This window comes from Gilliamella sp. W8123 (genome assembly GCF_016101085.1).
In the GTDB taxonomy this organism is placed as follows: Bacteria; Pseudomonadota; Gammaproteobacteria; order Enterobacterales; family Orbaceae; genus Gilliamella; species Gilliamella apis.
In genome coordinates this window covers 132,262-151,367 of record NZ_JACFRE010000002.1, presented here as the reverse complement: position 1 = coordinate 151,367, position 19,106 = coordinate 132,262, and the positions used below count along the sequence as shown (strand labels likewise).

The following is a 19,106-nucleotide window of genomic DNA, read 5'->3' as shown; positions in this document are numbered from 1 at the left end:
AGATCAAAACATGAAATTTAGTGAAAGTTGGCTACGTGAATGGATCAATCCAGAAATAAGTAGCGATAAATTATCAGATCAGTTAACTATGGCTGGTTTAGAAGTAGATGATATTGAAAAAGTTGCTGGTGATTTTACCAGTGTAGTCGTGGGTAGAGTTGTTGAATGTAAACAACATCCTAATGCTGACAAATTACGAGTAACCAAAGTAGATATTGGTAAACCTGAATTATTGGATATTGTTTGCGGTGCACCTAATTGTCGTCAAGGTTTAACCGTAGCTTGTGCCACAATTGGCGCTGTATTACCTGGTGATTTTAAAATCAAAGCAGCAAAACTTCGCGGTGAACCATCGGAAGGGATGTTGTGTTCTTATTCTGAGTTAGGCATTTCTGACGATCATAATGGAATTATTGAATTACCAGAGGACGCCCCTTTAGGACAAGATATAAGACAATATTTAAATTTAGATGATGTAATGATTGATATTAGCGTTACACCAAATCGTGCCGATTGTTTTGGTATCATTGGTGTCGCGAGAGATATTTCTGCTGTAAACAATATCCCAATGAAAGAACTAAAAGTTGAAAATATCACTCATACAATAAATGATACTTTACCTATTCAGGTTGATGCAGCTAAAGCAGCCCCTCGTTATTTAGGTCGCATTATCAAAAATGTTAAAGTTGATGCTTCAACTCCACTATGGATGAAAGAGAAGTTACGTAGAGGCGGTATTCGTTCTGTTGATGCCATTGTCGATGTTACTAACTATGTATTATTAGAACTCGGTCATCCAATGCACGCTTTTGACTTAGCTGAGATTGACAAAGGCATTGTTGTGCGTTATGCCAATAAAGATGAAAAGCTTGTCTTACTTAATGGCAACGAGGTTAAGCTTGATGAAAAAACATTAGTCATAGCTGATCAGCAAAAAGCATTAGCAATCGCCGGTATTATGGGCGGTGAAAAATCAGGGGTAACTGCATCAACGAAAGATATATTTCTTGAATCAGCGTTCTTTTCTCCATTAGCTATAACTGGTAAAGCTCGTGAATACGGTTTACATACAGAAGCTTCTCATCGTTATGAAAGAGGTGTTGATCCTTATTTACAATCAGCTGCAATCGAAAGAGCAACTCAATTGATTGTTGATATCTGTGGTGGTGAAGTAGGGCCTATTACTGAAGTTGTGAATGAAAATGAGCTTCCTGCTCAAGCAAAAATTAAATTACGTCGAAACAGAATTGATCGCATTATTGGCTATCATATTGAAACTCAAAAGATTACCGATATTCTAGTAAGATTAGGTTGTGAAGTTGTCTATAATGATGATAGTTGGACTGTTAAATCACCTAGCTGGCGATTTGATTTACAACTTGAAGAAGATCTAGTTGAAGAAGTCGCACGGATTTATGGCTATAACAATATTCCTAATGTGAATATGAAAATTGAATCGGTGATGAAACCAAAACCGGAAAATAAAATTTCTTTATCTAGAGTAAAAAATCTACTAGTGGACAAAGGCTATCAAGAAGCCGTAACTTATAGTTTTGTTGACCCTAAAATTCAGCAAACATTACATCCACAACAACCACAAATTACATTACCAAACCCAATTTCGAGTGAAATGTCGGTTATGCGTTTGTCTTTATGGTCTGGCTTATTAGATGCAGTGTTATACAACCAAAATCGCCAACAATCTCGCATGCGATTATTTGAGACTGGATTACGATTTATACCAGATGAAAGCTGTGAGTTTGGTGTTCGTCAAGAATTAATGTTATCTGGTGTTGTTACTGGAAGTTTATATGAAGAACATTGGATATTACCTAAACAAAATATCGATTTTTATGATGTAAAAGGGGATTTAGAACAGTTATTTATTCTTTTAGGCTGTTCTGATGGTATTGAATATCAACGTTCCGAACTTGATGCATTACACCCTGGACAAAGTGCTACAATCCTTTTTAATGGCGAAGTTATCGGCAATTTTGGTGTTTTACACCCTGAAATTGAAAAAAAATTATCTTTAAACAGTAAAACGCTTGTTTTTGAAATAAATTTAGCTAAAATTAATGATAAAAAAGTTCCTGTTGCTCATGAGTTATCAAAATATCCATCAAATAAACGTGATATAGCTGTCGTAGTATCGAATACAATTCCAGCAGCGGATATTATCTCTGAGTGTAAGCGTGCTGGTGGTGAGCAACTTGTAAAAGTTAACTTGTTTGATGTTTATCAAGGTGATAAAATTGACAATAATCAAAAAAGCCTTGCTATCAGTTTGATTTTACAAGACAAATCACGTACACTGGAAGAAGAAGATATAACAAACATTGTAAGCAATTGTGTTATTGCTTTACAGAATCGTTTCAATGCCCTATTAAGAGAATGATAATTATGACATTAACTAAAGCTGATATTGCAGATCGTCTTGCCGATAAATTTGATATCGATCGTCAAGAAGCTAAAGTCCTTGTTGAACTTTTTTTTGAAGAAATTCGCGTTGCTTTAGAAAAAGGTGAGCCAGTTAAACTTTCTGGATTCGGCAATTTTGCTGTTCGTGATAAAAATTCACGTCCAGGTCGTAATCCTAAAACTGGTGAGAGTGTAGATATCTCAGCTCGACGAGTTGTCACATTTAGACCAGGCATTAAATTTAGAGAACGAATTGAGAAAAATTTAACTTTATAATTAAATTTTTTAAAAATTGTTTTGTAAGTAATAGCCTTTTTGTTGTTATTACAACAAAAAGGTTGTTTACTTTTTTGTTAAAAAATTATTGTAATTAATTGCTGAATCAAGCATAATACACCTCCTCTATGGAGGCTCTATGGGTCCTCTTGCAACATTTTTTTGCTCATCAGGTCAGGTCCGGAAGGAAGCAGCCAAAGTAAAAAATATGTGTGTGGGATGTGGCTGATAGGGTCTCCTCCAAAACATTTTCTCTCAAAAATAAAAAATTATTAAGCTTGTCGTTGTTTGTTTATTAATCAATTGATTTTTCTTTTTTTAATTTTGTAACTAAATAGGTTGTAGGAATACAGCATTTTTGCGATCATATATCAAATTTTATTTATTTTCTTAAATGAAATTATTTAAATTAAGCAAAGTAATGAGGAATTTGTATATGATGCGAGTTGGATTGTTTCTTCTAACTAACTTAGCGGTTATGTTTGTATTTGGTATAATTCTGAGTATTTTAGGCGTGAATGCCCAGAGTACCTTAGGACTACTTATTTTTGCAGCTCTTTTTGGTTTTGGTGGTTCATTTATATCACTTCTTTTGTCTAAAAGAATGGCACTACGTTCTGTTGGTGGTCAAGTGATAAAAGAGGCTCGTAATGCTCAAGAACAGTGGTTACTTGATGTCGTACGTCGCCAATCAGATCAACTTAAATTAAAGATGCCAGCAGTAGCAATTTATGAAGCAGATGATATTAATGCTTTTGCAACAGGAGCGACTAAAAACAGTTCTTTAGTTGCGGTAAGTACCGGATTATTAGCGGCAATGACCCAAGATGAAGCAGAAGCGGTAATTGGTCATGAAATGAGTCATGTAGCAAATGGCGATATGGTGACTATGGCACTCCTACAAGGTGTACTAAATACGTTTGTTATCTTTATTTCACGAATTATAGCGTCAATGTTTGCTAAAGTAATAGAAGATCGTAGTGAAGCATTAGCTGATATAGCCTATTACGTGATAGCAATGATATTTGAAACTATCTTTGGAATCTTAGCAAGTATGGTTGCAATGTGGTTCTCGCGTTACCGCGAATTTCATGCCGATGCAGGTTCTGCAAAATTGGTAGGTTCTGCCAAAATGATTGCTGCATTAGAAAAACTAAAAGTAAGCCATGAACCAAATGAAGAAGCGTCAATTTTAGCTTTTTGCATTAATGGTGAGAAGAAAGCCAGATTTTCCCAACTATTCTTATCTCATCCACCTTTAGAAAAACGAATTGAAGCTTTAAGAAATCAATCAATTATTGGTTAATAAAACTTTAAATATTGGCTTAATAAACAAATAAAACCTTAATGGCAAATAGTAATAATATTTGCCATTTATTTTATCAATCGATAATATTCCTAGAGATTTAATATGTACCTGCAAACCAACAATAATAAACTTGAATTACTTAGTCCTGCGAAAAATATAGACATTGCCAAACAAGCAATCTTACATGGGGCTGACGCAGTTTATATTGGAGGCCCGCATTTTGGTGCCCGTCATAATGCCGGTAATTCAGTCAGTGATATAGCCGAATTAGTTGAGTTTGCCCATCGTTTTTATGCCAAAGTTTTTGTCACATTAAATACTATTTTGCACGATAATGAACTTGAGATAGCTCGACAATTGATCTGGCAATTATATGATGCTGGAGTTGATGCTTTAATTGTTCAAGATATGGGCATATTAGCCATGGATATTCCGCCGATAGATTTACATGCTAGCACGCAAATGGATATTCGAACCCCGGAAAAAGCTAAATTCCTTTCAGATGTTGGTTTTTCGCAAATAGTTCTAGCTCGAGAATTAAACTTAACTGAAATAGCGAATATTCATCAACAAATAGATGCCAATATTGAATTTTTTATTCATGGGGCTTTATGTGTTGCATTTTCAGGTCAATGTTATATTTCTCATGCGCAAACGGGTAGAAGTGCTAATCGAGGTGATTGTTCGCAAGCATGCCGTTTACCATTCACATTAAAGGATGATCAAGGCCGTGTTGTTGCTTATGAAAAACATCTTTTATCAATGAAAGATAATAATCAATCTGAAAACTTAATCGAATTGATACAAGCTGGAGTTAGGTCATTTAAAATAGAAGGACGTTATAAAGATTTAAGCTATGTAAAAAATATAACGGCATTTTATCGTAAAAAACTCGATGAAATTTTAGAAAAATCGGATGATTTTGCAAGTGCATCAAGTGGTAGAACTCAACATTCATTCACTCCAGATCCCAATAGAACATTTCATCGAGGTGCTACTGATTATTTTGTTCGGGGTAGACAAGCCAATATTGGCGCTTTTGATTCACCTAAATTTATTGGCTTACCTATCGGTGAGATGACGAAAGTTACTAACCAAACAATTGATATTAAATCTGAAAAAGTTTTAACGAATGGTGATGGATTAAACGTCTTGGTAAAGCGTGAAATCGTAGGATTCAGAGCTGATAAAGTTGAAAAAGTTGCTAATAATCATTATCGAGTGTTTCCTAATGAATTACCTAAGGTATTTCATTCCTTAAAATTACCTTATCAAATTAATCGTAACCTTGATCACAATTGGCAACAAGCTTTATTAAAAGAATCGAGTAGTCGTCGAATTGGTGTAGCATTTGAATTGTTCAATCAATCAAATGTTGTTCAATTGATAGCAACAAGTGAAGAGGGCTGTAGTGTAAAAATTACTTTAAAGGGTGAGTTTGAATTAGCTGAACAATCTGATAAAGCACTCAAAAATATAAAAGATATCTTATCAAAAATTGGTCAAACGATATATTATCTTACTGATTTAGAAGTTAATTTGACCGAGATATTTTTTATTCCAAGTAGCCAATTAAATCAATTACGAAGAGATATTATTGATAAGTTAACATTGGAACGGCTAACTCATTACCAAAGAAAGTTACGAAAACCACAAGCGGAACCTGCGCCAATTTATCCAGAAGAGCAACTAAGCTTTTTAGCAAATATTTATAATCATAAGGCTAGAGAATTTTATACTCAGCATGGCGTTAAACTAATTGAAAGTGCTTTTGAAGGACATGAAGTTAAAGATGATGCGCCATTAATGATTACAAAACATTGTTTGAGATTTGCGTTTAATTTATGTCCTAAACAAGCTAAAGGTATTCAAGGTGTGAAAACAAAAGTAACACCAATGAAATTAATACAAAATAATAATGAAGAATTAATACTTAAATTTAATTGCAAAGCCTGTGAAATGCAAGTTTGGGGTAAAATCAGAAAACACATTTTAAAAATGCCATTACCAGGAAGTGAATTGATTTTATTAACCAATAAATAATTACAGTCAAAGAAACAAAATTTACTGAATAAATTAGTTCTTTTTTAAAGAAGAACTAAGTTCGTAATAATACGTTATATTTAACATAATATACATTATTCTAACTTTAAATATTTGATTTATAATAAAATTACCTCAAAAGAAAAGGGCGGTTACATTACTCTTCTAATAACTGCCAAAATAATAATTTATTAATAACAAAAATCATTATAGTAGCACTCAACTAACGATCTTGTATTGATTATTAAGATTATATTTATTAACGTATTATAGAATAAGCAATATTTGACTTGAATCAATTCTTATTGTGATAAATATTATGGATTTTATTCAATTTCATTAGCTAATAGTTGAAAATAAGATTTATATGACTAATATCGAATTGAAAGCGCTTAGGCGTTTATTTTTTCTTTATGTTGCAGATGCCGTAACATATATCGGTAAGTGCTCAAAGCGAGCATGGCAATATAGGGAAAGCGGAAGCAGAAAAATTCCAGATGATGTTATAAACATCATGAATAAACTTAAAGAAGAAAGGACAGAATTACTTTTATTATTACAGACTGATAACTTATTCAGTAATAATAAAATTGGCAATTTGGTTTATTCAAGGTTAATTGATTCAGTAAAAGCTGAGCTTTATTCTAAAGGTTTTATTGATAAAATAATCTAATAAATTTACATCATATTTTTATATCTTCAGCTGACAACGTTGGCTAAAAATCAAAAAATGTACAATTAATAATTGTATGACATTGTTTTTTCTCTTTGAATTAAATTACCAAATTTTTAATAGATTATATACGTATTATCTCATTATATGGATTGCGTATATTTTTTCTTCTTGATGATCTAATTTTTAATTTATAGCGCTTAAACTCTATATAATAAAACTATTTTATAATTAAAAATAATAGTTCATCGAATGCGATAGCAATTCAATATAACATTAGATTTTGATTTCGGATGTTCAATGAAACCGAGATTTTATAAATTAAATTCGATAATCGTAAGTGAAATTTAAAGAGTTTAAATATTGGATTTTTTGAACCGAGCAAGAATAAAATGCTACTAACATTTTGCAATTAGTATCATTATTTAGGTCGCCTCTTATAAAACTGTATTGGTGCGCATAATGTATATTATGTTAAATAATAGATATTATAATCTATCCCCGTTTATCTCTTTATTACTCGGTAAAATGAGATTTTTAATAAGTTAAAATACCAAAAAGTGGTAATTTAATTATTTAATAATAATTTTTTATTTCTTTTCTATTTATTGAATAATAAAATATAAACTATATAGTTAGTTTTTGTTTTATCATAAAATATGGTAATCTTAGCAATTAAAATCTTTAACGATTCTATTTAGGTTTATATGCACACTATTTATAAAACATTGCGTAGCAATAGTTATTCAGTTCCTTGTGAATTATGTAGTATTGGTGGATTGTGTATCCCTATGTTACTTAATAATTCACTAAGTAATGTTTTAGAACGGCAAAAATCATATTTAAAAGATGAAATAGTTGTTAAATCAAAAACTCCATTTAAAAAGTTTTATATTGTTCATTCTGGTGCATTAAAGACGTTTGTCACTACTCCAGAAAAAACAGAACAAATTAATGGATTTTATTTACCTGGGGATATCGTTGGTTTAGATTCCATTTCAACTAAGGTATATAATAGCAATATTCAAGCATTAGGAAATACTTCGCTTTGTGAACTTTACTATGATGAATTAATGTCATTAATTGACAGTAACAAAGATGTTCGTGATCTGATATTTAAATTATTAAGTACAGATATATATAATTATCAAAAATTAATTCTCTGTTATTCGCAAAAAAAATCTGATGAACGTCTTGCTACTTTTATCTATTCTCTTTATCTTAGATATCAACAAAGAGGACATACTTCTTTAAATATCAAACTGGCAATGAGTCGTGCTGATATAGCCAATTACTTAGGCTTGACGATTGAAACCGTTAGCCGGAATTTATCAAAATTACAAGAACAAAATATTTTAACAGCTAAAGGGAAATACATATATATTAATAATTTAGAAGCTTTAATAGAAATATGTAACTAAATTTATCTGTACTAAATTAATTAAAATTTACTGTAAGGTTTTTTATATGACAAGTTTAAAGAAAACATTTATTGCAGCAACTATTGCACTTATCCCCTGTTCTTCATTCGCTGCCCAGCAGTTAACTGAAGAACAAGCTAATAGCATGCAATCTTACAAAAGCATTACTATTAGAGGTGCTTTTTATACCGATAGCGATTACCTTATGGCTATGTCTAAAGCTGCTGATAATGAAGGTGCGGCTTCTTTCTATATTACTACTACCAATATTAGTCCATCTAATGATACTTTACGAATTGTTTATGCTAAATTGTATAAATCAGATGCACCTAAAGCTGTAGAACAAGCGGAAAGTTTACGTAAGTTTGAAGGGGTTTATGAGTATCCAAAATCAAAAGCTATTCGTTTAGAACCATTTAATATTGTTCGTATTCGTGGTTACTTCCCAACCGATTATGACATCAATCAAGCAATTGCTAAAGAAGCTTCAGCTAAAGGGGCTTATGGGTTCTATATTGATTCACGTTCAGAAATAGGTAGTAATTTACAAATTGCAGCTTATTTATTCAAAAAAGATGCACCAGAACGAAAATTACAACCTGAAGATGCTATTCCTTATGATTCTGAAGCGGGTCAATTAGCTTTAGCTAAAGGTGGCGATGCTGCAATGCAGGTTGAAAAACCTGGTTATTATTCTCCTTCAGCGTTTAATGAAAAATATTATGCTGATAAATTTAATAATAAAGTTATAGATAAAACGACTACCACAACGACTACAGGTAAAGTTGCAACATCATCAAATACTGAAACAACAAGTACTGTTGCTACAGAACCTCAAAGAGTAACTCGTTACACCGTAACATTACCTGATGGAAGAAAAATACAAGAACTCAATGATGCTACAGCAGCTAAAATGGTTGCGTTTGATACATTAAAATTCAGAGGCTATTATGTCACTGATCAAGAAATTTCTTATCAAGCAGGTAAACGTGCGATTGAAGCTGGCGCAAAATATTATCATATTGCTCGTGTAGCACATGATACTAAAGGCCCAAATATTACGGTATTTGTTGATCTTTATCGATAATCAAAAATGGGCGCCTAAGCGCCCTTCTTTTTATTCTCATAACTTATCAGATTATAGATTCTAAAATTATAACTCTGTCGATACAGTCTCTATTTGTTGTCTTATGCGTTTTGCTGAAATTGGATAAGGTGTTCCTAATTGTTGTGCAAAAAGATTAACTCTTAGTTCTTCAATCATCCATTTAATGTTAGTCACTTTGCTTAATGATTTTTGATTTTCTGGCAAACTATTTAGCCAAGTTTGATATTCATTCTTAACTTCTTCTATTATATTCATTGCTTGTCTATCTTTAGCCATATTCGAACCAAGCTTCTCTAAGCGTTTTTCAATCGCAGATAAATAGCGGTAAATATCAGGAAGTTTGTCATAACCGGTTTGTGCAACAAACCCTTTATAGACTAATTCACTGACTTGCTGTTTGATATCAGATAAAGCAAAAGCAAGGGATAGATCTACTCGACCTTTTAATTTTTTATTAATATTAAAGTGTAACGTTAATATTGATTCTACTTGTTTAGCAATATCAACAACAGTTTCATTGATATGGCTTTTAGTGTAAGTTAGAAGTTGTTGATATTGTTGTTGATTATCAATAATTTGGTTGTTTTTTTCTATTAAATGATCAACGCCACAAGCAATGCAATCATCAATAAGATTGAGTACTGTTCCAAACGAATTGAAATATAAACCTAGCTTAGATTTGTTTGGCAGTTTCTCATGTAAATATTTTATCGGTGATGGAATATTGAGGATTAATAATCGTCGAATACCTAACTTGCTTAATCGCTTTTGTTCTTCCAAAGAATCAACAAGTTTAATACTAACTGAATGTTGATTATCAATAATCGCTGGATAAGCTTTAATTGTGTAATTTTTTTGTTTTTCTTCATAGATTGCAGGTAAAGAACCAAAATCCCAATCTGTAATATTATTCTTTTCTATTTTAATCGATTTTTTCTGGGTTAAGGATGATAAAGCTTGTTGAACTTCTGTTTTAAGTTGTTCTTGAAGTTTAACTAAATCTTTGCCGAAAGCAATTTCGCGATTATGATCAACAATACTGAAATTCATCTTTAAGTAACTAGGTACTTGATCAAGTTGCCAATCTGTTGACTCAATCCTAGTACCGGTCATTTTTCTAAATTCATTTTGTAACGTTTCAAGTAACGGCGATGCTGTAGAATTGACTCTACTCAAAAAGGCTTCAGCATAGTTAGGTGCCGGTACCAAACTTTTACGTAATGATTTAGGTAATGACTTGATTAATGAGATAATTAAATCATAGCGAAAACCAGGAACTTGCCAATCAAAACCACTATTTTTTATCTGATTAAGGATATTTAGTGGAATAGTGATTGTGACGCCGTCACGTTCATTACCAAGGTCAAACTGATAACTTAAAGGTAGCTTTAAGTTGTCTTGATACCAAAAATCTGGATAATCATTCACTTTCACTGGTTGTGCTGACGGTTTGATCAACATATTTTTTTCAACATTAAGAAATTCTGGATCAACTTTTTGTTTTGTTTTCCACCATGTATCAAAATGCTTTGCAGAAATTACTGATTTATCTATTCGTTGGTCATAAAAATTATATAGGTCATCATCATCAATCAAAATATCTTGACGTCGAGACTTATGTTCAAGATCCTCAACTTCATTGATTAATTTTTGATTTTGCTTATAAAAACTGTGGTTAGTTTGCCAATCACCTTCCACTAACGCATGGCGAATAAATAAAGAACGACTTAATATTGGATCAATTTTACTGTAATTAACCGTGCGACTAGCAACAATAGGTAATCCATATAAAGTGACTTTTTCATTAGCAATGGTTGTTCCTTGTTTTTTAGACCATCTCGGCTCACTGTAACTGTATTTAACTAAATGTTTAGCTATTGGTTCGATCCACTCAGCTTCAATTTTGGCTGCAGTTCTACCCCACAATCGGCTGGTTTCAACCAATTCACTAGCTATACACCATTTCGGTTGATTTTTAAAAATCGCTGAATTAGGGAAAATAGCAAATTTGATATTACGAGCACCAATATATTCATGTTTTTCGATTTCTTTCATCCCAACATGCGATAATAATCCACTTAATAGTGCAATGTGTAATGAACGATAATCCGCTAATTGGCTATTAATCGGAAATGCTAGTTGTTTAACAGTTTGCCTAATTTGCGTATAAACATCTTGCCATTCACGAATACGCAGATAATTGAGGTATTCTTTTTGACATAAACGTCTAAATTGATTACCCGATAATTCTGCTTGTTGGCTGGCAATATAATTCCATAAATTAATAAAAGAGATAAAATCTGATTCTTTATCGGCAAATCGTCGATGTTTTTCATCAGAAGCTTGCTGTTTATCAAATGGACGTTCTCGAGGATCTTGTATTGACAATGCAGCGGTAATAATCATCACTTCTTTTATACAACCTAATTGTCTTGCTTCAACTAACATTCTCGCTAATCGAGGATCTATAGGCAACTGAGATAAAATTCGACCTATATCAGTTAAGTGATAATGATGATGTTTAGTATAAATAGCTCCGAGTTCTTCTAATAGTCGTATGCCATCACGAATATACCTAGAATCAGGTGATTCCACAAACGGAAAAGCAGCAATATCACCTAATCCTAATGATGTCATTTGTAATATAACTGAGGCTAAATTTGTTCGTAATATTTCTGGTTCAGTAAATTCAGGCCTCGATAGAAAATCCTGTTCATCATAAAGCCGAATACATATACCGTCTGATGTTCTACCACAACGCCCTTTGCGTTGATTTGCCGATGCTTGAGAAATTGGTTCAATTGGTAATCTTTGCACCTTAGTACGATAGCTATAACGACTTATTCTGGCTAAGCCAGGATCGATAACATATTTAATGCCTGGAACAGTGAGCGATGTTTCAGCAACATTAGTTGCTAATACAATTCGTCGTCCATTATGCGGTTGGAAAATGCGATTTTGTTCTGATGCCGATAGCCTTGCATATAAAGGTAGAATTTCAGTATGTTTCAATTCTAATTTTCTTAATGTATCGGCAAGATCACGTATTTCACGTTCTCCCGTTAGAAAAATGAGTATATCACCAGCACTTTCAGATGAAAGCTCATCGATAGCATCAATGATTGGTTGAAAATCATTGTTTTTATCACTTTCAGAATCCTCACTAAAAATCACTGGCCGATACCTAACTTCAACTGGATAGGTTCTACCTGATACTTCAATTATCGGAGCATGATCAAAATGATTAGAGAAACGTTCAACATCTATTGTTGCCGAAGTGATAATGACTTTTAAATCAGGGCGTTTAGGTAATAGTTGTTTTAAATATCCTAAAATAAAATCAATATTTAAACTACGTTCATGAGCTTCATCTATAATGATAGTATCATATTGCAGCAATAGCTTATCTTGTTGAATTTCTGCTAATAAAATGCCATCAGTCATCAATTTAACCAATGTACTATCACTAACATGATCTGAAAATCTAACTTTGTAGCCGACTAATTGCCCTATTTCCGTTTTCAATTCTTCAGCAATACGATTGGCTACCGAACGAGCGGCTAATCTTCTAGGTTGAGTATGACCAATATAGCCTTTAACACCTAGCCCTAATTCTAGACATATTTTGGGAATTTGTGTCGTCTTACCTGAGCCAGTTTCGCCAGCAATTATGACTACTTGATGATGTTTAATTGCTTCATAAATAGCCTGTTTTTTTTCAACTACAGGTAAATTACTAGGAAAATCAATATGATTAGGTAAAGATTGTAATCGAATATTATAATGTTCAATAGCTAAATTTATTGCTGATTCGATTTCAGCAATATTTTGTTTTTTATTAATAAGCTTTCTTATTTTCAGTTGTTCTAAGAAAGTCATTGACGACAATTTGTTTAATTGTTGAGATACCATAAGGCGTTGAGTATATTATTCACAATTATAATTGTTATAAATTATAGCAAATATTCCTTATTTATAGGAGATTAAATGAAGAAATCACTATTACTATTATTATCTGCTTCGCTAATATTTAACTCAACTGGATGCGCTTTTTCAAATAGCATCAATGAACAGGATCTTATGCATCACCATTATATCCTGATGGAAAATAATGGTTTGAGTTTACCTATTTTCAAAAATGTTGATTTAGAATTTGGCGAAAATATGATTATGATTGGAAAAATATGTAGTGAATTTTCAGCTCAAGTCAAACTTGAAAATAATATGATCAAAGGCCATATAATTAATATGACCAACAATAACTGTCAGAATAAACAATTAGATTTACTTGATAATGTGATTAAAAAACTGATTATTGATGGGGCAAATGTTCAATTAATTGGCACTAAATTAGTGTTGAGAAATAATCAAGATACACTTATCTTTCAATTAAAGGATTATATGTAACTTAAAAACCCCTCTCCTCAAAATTTTTATAAAATCTATCGTTATTATCCAATCTGTTATCTTATACTAATTGTATAAACTTAAAACAGATTTAGTGATAAAAAACTTTATTTAAAATAGAGTTAAGTCTATAATGAAGCCAATTTTTTGAGGATCTAAATTTTAATGAAAATAGTCAATTTTTCAGACACTGAAATAAAATTAAGTAACTATTTTTCAGTTGCTAGATCCTTCTTATATCCCTTTCAATCCAATGTAAATACTTTGCATTTAGACATATACCCAGTTTATATGAAATTTAAACATTAACCTTAACAAGTAGTGATAATATTATGAAAAAGACAAAAATCGTTTGTACTATAGGACCAAAATCAGAATCAAAAGAGATGTTAACCAAATTATTAAATGCAGGCATGAATGTAATGCGTTTAAACTTCTCTCATGGTGATTATGAAGAACACGGTAATCGAATCAAAAATTTACGTGAAGTAATGCAAGAAACTGGCTTAAAAGCGGCAATTATGTTGGATACTAAAGGTCCAGAAATCCGTACTATTAAGTTAGAAGGTGGTAATGATGTATCACTTGTTGCTGGTCAAACTTTCACTTTTACTACCGATGAAACCGTAGTTGGTAATTCAGAACGTGTTGCGGTTACTTATAAAGGTTTTGCTCAAGATCTTAAACCTGGCAATCGTGTTTTGGTTGATGATGGTTTAATCGCTATGGACGTTGTCGAAATCAACGGTAACGAAGTTGTCTGTAAAGTACTAAATAATGGTGATTTAGGTGAAAATAAAGGTATTAACTTACCTGGCGTTTCAATTAAATTACCTGCACTTGCTGAAAAAGATAAAAATGATTTAATTTTCGGTTGTGAGCAAGGTGTTGACTTTATTGCTGCATCTTTTATCCGTAAACGTTCTGACGTTGAAGATATCCGTGCTCATCTTAAAGCTCACGGTGGTGAAGAAATTAAAATTATTTCTAAAATTGAAAACCAAGAAGGTTTAGATAATTTTGATGAAATTTTAGAAGCTTCTGACGGTATCATGGTGGCTCGCGGTGACTTAGGTGTGGAAATCGCTGTTGAAGAAGTTATTTTTGCTCAAAAAATGATGATCAAAAAATGTAATAAGGCGTCAAAACCAGTTATTACTGCAACACAAATGTTAGACTCAATGATTAAAAACCCTCGCCCTACTCGTGCTGAAGCTGGAGACGTTGCTAATGCAATCATCGATGGAACCGACGCAGTTATGTTATCAGGTGAAAGTGCTAAAGGTAAATATCCATTTGAAGCAGTAAATGTGATGGCTACTATTTGTAAACGTACTGATGGTACTATTCCTGCTAAACTTGAGTTAACAACCAAAGAAGAAACATTACGTATTACTGCTGCAGTTTGTTGTGGTGCAGTTGAAATTGCTGAACGTTTAAATGTGCCATTAATTGTTGTTGCTACTCGTAGTGGTAAATCTGCTCGTGAACTTCGTCATTACTTCCCGACAGCTCGTATTTTAGCATTATCTTCAAGTCAAAAAACAGTTAATCAATTAGCATTATCTAAAGGTGTTGAACCAATTTTAATTGATGCGATTAACTCAACTGACGATTTCTACCGTTTAGGTAAAGAAATGGCAGTTAAAGTTTGTAATGTTAAACAAGGTGATACGATTGTTATGGTATCAGGTGCATTGGTTCCAAGTGGTACTACTAATACAACTTCGGTACACCGTATCTAATCATTTTAAAATTGTTTAAATGAATAATAAAAAGCTAGCGATGTGCTAGCTTTTTTTTTAACATGCGTTATGCTGTTAGATATTCAATTTGTGGACTGGACCAAATAAGACATGATTATAGAAAAAGTATATTTACCCAAAGAACTCAGTTGGTTATCCTTTAATCAACGTGTACTACAAGAGGCTGCTGATGAAAGTAATCCTCTTATAGAACGAATCCGTTTTTTAGGTATTTACTCCAGTAATCTAGACGAATTTTATAAAGTTCAATTTGCAAACTTAAAAAAATATGTTCTTATTGAGCAAGAACAATCTCAATCCACCTCAAATGCGAAACATTTATTAAGACAAGTTAACCAAAAAGTTATTCAACTTGAATTACAATTTGATCAGCTCTATAACGAACTATTATTAGAAATGGCTAGAAACCAGATTTTCCTAATAAATGAGAGACAACTTACTAGTTATCAAGAAAATTGGATAAAAAATTACTATAAGCAAAATCTAAGACAATATATCACCCCTATTCTTCTTGATAGCCATACTGAATTGATCCAATTTCTCAAAGATGATCATGCTTATTTGGCAGTGGAAATTATTTGTAAAGACAATATTAGTTATGCCTTATTGGAGCTGCCTACCGACAATGCTCCTCGTTTTGTTTTATTACCATCGGAAGTTTCAACCAAAAACAAATCAATTATCTTTTTAGATAATATTTTACGTTACTGTTTAGACGATATTTTTAAAGTCTTTTTTGATGCTGTTGAATTAAATGCTTATTCAATCAATATTAATCGTGATGCAGAATATGAATTAAATAGTGAACTAGATAGTTTACTAGAATTAATGTCACAAGGATTAAAACAACGTTTAACCGCACAACCGGTACGCTTTACCTATCAAAAAGATATGCCTAAAGCATTATTTGAATTATTGATTAATAAGTTAAAATTAACAGAACAAGATGCAATGCCAGGCGGACGTTATCCTAATTTTAAAGATTTAGTTAACTTTCCTGATTTAGGGGTTAAAAATTTACTTAATAAACGTTTACCTAGCCTTGCTTATAATCGATTCAAAAAATTTAGGAATGCTTTTGCGACTATTAAGGATCGAGATGTATTGCTCTACTATCCTTATTATTCATTTGGTCATGTACTTGAGATCATGCGTCAAGCCTCTTTCGATCCAGCTGTGACCCATATTCGCATGAATATTTATCGGGTGGCGAAAGATTCCCGATTTATACACGCAGCAATTAATGCCGCCAATAATGGTAAAAAAGTTACAGTGGTGGTTGAACTACAGGCTCGCTTTGATGAAGAAGCAAATATAAAATGGGCAAAAAGATTAATTCGTAGTGGTATTAAAGTTATCTATTCACAACCAAAACTCAAGATCCATGCTAAATTGTTTTTAATTGATCGACGAGAAGAAGATAGAATTGTCCGCTATGCACATATCGGCTCAGGTAACTTTAATGAAAAAACAGCTCGAGTCTACACTGATTTTTCACTATTAACTTCTGATCCAGCCATTACCGATGAAGTTATTAAAGTATTTAATTTCATTGAAAATCCATTTAAACCTGTTTCATTTAATCACTTACTGGTCTCTCCACAAAATACTCGTCAACGTTTTTATGAGTTTATTGAACGTGAAATTAATAATGCCAAAGCAGGAAAACCTTCTGGTATTTATTTAAAATTGAATGCGATCACCGATAAAGAGATGATTGACCAACTTTATCGAGCTTCATGTGCAGGTGTAAATATTAGAATGATTGTTAGGGGGACTTGTGTGTTAGTTCCTCAAATCCCTAATTTAAGTGAAAACATCTATGTAACGAGTATTGTCGATCAATATTTAGAGCACGCTCGGGTATATATTTTTGAAAACGATGGTAAAAAAGACACTTATATTTCATCAGCAGACTGGATGCCTCGTAACTTAGATAATCGAATTGAAGTAGGTGTTAAAATTTTTGAGCCAGTTTTAAAATCTACTATACATGATATCTTTAACTTGCAATGCAATGATAATGTCAAAGCAAGAATCATCGATAAAGATAATATGAATAATTATGTACAACGAGGCAATAAGAAAAAAATAAGAGCACAACATGCCATTTATGACTATTTAAAACACATGGAATCATCGGTATAAGGGTTTTAACGTGAATAAATTTAATGAATATGCTGTCGTCGATTTAGGCTCTAATAGTTTTCATATGATCATCGCTCGCAATATCGATGGAGCTAGACAAATCATATATAAACATAAAAAGAATATTCATCTTGCTACTGGATTAAATGAAAATAATGAATTAAGTGAATCAAGTATTAATCGCGGTATTGAATGTTTAGCGTTATTTGCAGAACGATTAAATGGATTTCCAGCCGAAAATGTAAGAATTATCGCTACTTATACTTTACGAATTGCGAAAAATAGACTTAAATTTTTAAACGAAGCGGCTAAAGTATTACCATACCCTATTGAAATCATTTCTGGTCAAGAAGAAGCCAGACTTATTTATCTCGGTACAATGACAGCAGAGTCCACCAATGAAAACGATAGCAAATTCGTGGTTGATATTGGTGGTGGCTCTACTGAAATTGCCATTGGTAAAGGTAATAATCTAAAACCAATACTGGTAGCTAGCAGACCAATGGGATGTGTCACTTACACTAAACAGTTTTTTCCGCAAAAGAAAATTGATTATCAATCATTTCAACAAGCAAAATTAGCTGCCGAGCAACAAATTGAAAATTTAATCAATCTAATAAAAAAACAAAATATTAGTGCTGCTTTCGGTACATCCGGTACCATTAAAAGCATTTATAAAATTTTACTCGATATTGGGGTTAGCGACGGAATTATTACCCCTAAACGTTTGGATGATTTAATCAGTTATGTATTAGAATTTAATTATTTTCATGAAATTGATTTTCCTTCTCTATCCGAGGAAAGAAAAAATGTTTTTGTCAGTGGATTAGCTATCTTCAGTGGCGTCTTTAATGCATTAGGTTTAGAAGAATTACAATTTAGTCCAAGTGCTTTACGTGAAGGTGTTCTTTACGAACTTATTGATGGGCCGAACTACCGAGATATCAGACAAACAACAGCTGAATCGCTATCGCAGCACTATAATATTGATGAACGCCATGCTAAACAAATTGTGAAAACGGCAAAATACCTTTTTTCTCAATGGAAAGCGCAATCTTTAATGATCATACCACCAAGTGTTGAATCCATTTTATATTGGGCAGCACAATTGCATGAGGTGGGGTTAAAAATTAACTTTTCTTCGATCCATAAACACTCTAGTTATATTCTAAAAAATAGTAATTTACCGGGGTTTAATGAAGAACAGCAATTATTATTATCAACGTTGGTTCGTTACCATCGAAAATCGATTAATATAGAAGAATTTCCTTATTTTAGCTTGTTTGAATTTAAGCATATTATTGCCATGTTACAAATTCTCAGATTATCGATACTCATAAACAATCAACGTAGTCCCGATCTAGATCTCAATGCTTTTAAGTTAATTTTGTCGCAAGAAAAATCCACTAAAATGACACTAACGATAGATAAGCTGTTTGTTGAAAATAATAGGTTGATTCTATTAGATTTGGAACAAGAGAAAAAATATTGGAAATCGGTAAATAACTGGAAATTATCAATTGAAACTTTATAA

The 19,106-nt window shown here is 32.2% G+C and carries 12 protein-coding genes and 1 other RNA gene; 12 read left to right on the top strand and 1 reads right to left on the bottom strand.

What is annotated here, in order from left to right; translation table 11 throughout:
- Positions 1-10: 10 nt before the first annotated feature.
- The 8 genes from pheT (at position 11) to H3T56_RS03490 (ending at position 9,230) form a co-directional block, all read left to right on the top strand.
- Positions 11-2,398: a phenylalanine--tRNA ligase subunit beta gene (pheT, locus tag H3T56_RS03525; protein ID WP_086357187.1), complete on the top strand. Its 2,388-nt coding sequence runs from the start codon at positions 11-13 to the stop codon at positions 2,396-2,398.
- A gap of 5 nt (positions 2,399-2,403) precedes the next feature.
- On the top strand, positions 2,404-2,697 hold the full coding sequence (locus H3T56_RS03520) for an integration host factor subunit alpha (RefSeq protein ID WP_034882129.1): 294 nt from the start codon (positions 2,404-2,406) through the stop codon (positions 2,695-2,697).
- A gap of 138 nt (positions 2,698-2,835) precedes the next feature.
- Positions 2,836-2,931, top strand: an RNA gene (gene ffs / locus H3T56_RS03515) — signal recognition particle sRNA small type.
- Positions 2,932-3,133: 202 nt separating this feature from the next.
- On the top strand, positions 3,134-4,003 hold the full coding sequence (htpX, locus tag H3T56_RS03510; RefSeq protein ID WP_065651125.1) for a protease HtpX: 870 nt from the start codon (positions 3,134-3,136) through the stop codon (positions 4,001-4,003).
- Positions 4,004-4,114: 111 nt separating this feature from the next.
- Positions 4,115-6,049 carry a U32 family peptidase gene (locus H3T56_RS03505; RefSeq protein WP_198192118.1) on the top strand — a complete coding sequence of 645 codons (1,935 nt, stop codon included), beginning with the start codon at positions 4,115-4,117 and terminating at the stop codon, positions 6,047-6,049.
- A 367-nt stretch (positions 6,050-6,416) separates the two neighbouring features.
- The gene (locus H3T56_RS03500; protein ID WP_034902722.1) at positions 6,417-6,722 is read left to right on the top strand and encodes a DUF1870 family protein; all 306 of its coding nucleotides are present in this window, start codon (positions 6,417-6,419) and stop codon (positions 6,720-6,722) included.
- Between the two features lie 707 nt (positions 6,723-7,429).
- Positions 7,430-8,143, top strand: coding sequence for a helix-turn-helix domain-containing protein (locus H3T56_RS03495; protein ID WP_034902725.1), 714 nt, complete (start codon positions 7,430-7,432; stop codon positions 8,141-8,143).
- Between the two features lie 46 nt (positions 8,144-8,189).
- Positions 8,190-9,230 (top strand): YdgH/BhsA/McbA-like domain containing protein, encoded by a 1,041-nt coding sequence (locus H3T56_RS03490; protein ID WP_034902728.1) that lies wholly within the window; start codon positions 8,190-8,192, stop codon positions 9,228-9,230.
- A 66-nt stretch (positions 9,231-9,296) separates the two neighbouring features.
- Here the strand turns inward: H3T56_RS03490 and hrpA are convergent, their stop codons facing one another.
- Complete coding sequence (gene hrpA, locus H3T56_RS03485; RefSeq protein WP_198192045.1) at positions 9,297-13,163, bottom strand: ATP-dependent RNA helicase HrpA; 3,867 nt, start codon at positions 13,161-13,163, stop codon at positions 9,297-9,299.
- Positions 13,164-13,238: 75 nt separating this feature from the next.
- Here hrpA and H3T56_RS03480 point away from each other — a divergent pair, with 75 nt between their 5' ends.
- The 4 genes from H3T56_RS03480 (at position 13,239) to H3T56_RS03465 (ending at position 19,106) form a co-directional block, all read left to right on the top strand.
- Complete coding sequence (locus H3T56_RS03480) at positions 13,239-13,658, top strand: META domain-containing protein (protein WP_086354310.1); 420 nt, start codon at positions 13,239-13,241, stop codon at positions 13,656-13,658.
- A 332-nt stretch (positions 13,659-13,990) separates the two neighbouring features.
- Positions 13,991-15,403: a pyruvate kinase PykF gene (gene pykF, locus H3T56_RS03475; RefSeq protein WP_034902737.1), complete on the top strand. Its 1,413-nt coding sequence runs from the start codon at positions 13,991-13,993 to the stop codon at positions 15,401-15,403.
- 111 nt (positions 15,404-15,514) lie between these two features.
- A complete protein-coding gene (gene ppk1 / locus H3T56_RS03470; RefSeq protein ID WP_198192044.1) occupies positions 15,515-17,572 on the top strand; it encodes a polyphosphate kinase 1 in 2,058 nt (685 codons plus the stop codon).
- Positions 17,573-17,582: 10 nt separating this feature from the next.
- Positions 17,583-19,106, top strand: a complete 1,524-nt coding sequence (locus tag H3T56_RS03465; protein ID WP_199283274.1) for an exopolyphosphatase — start codon at positions 17,583-17,585, stop codon at positions 19,104-19,106.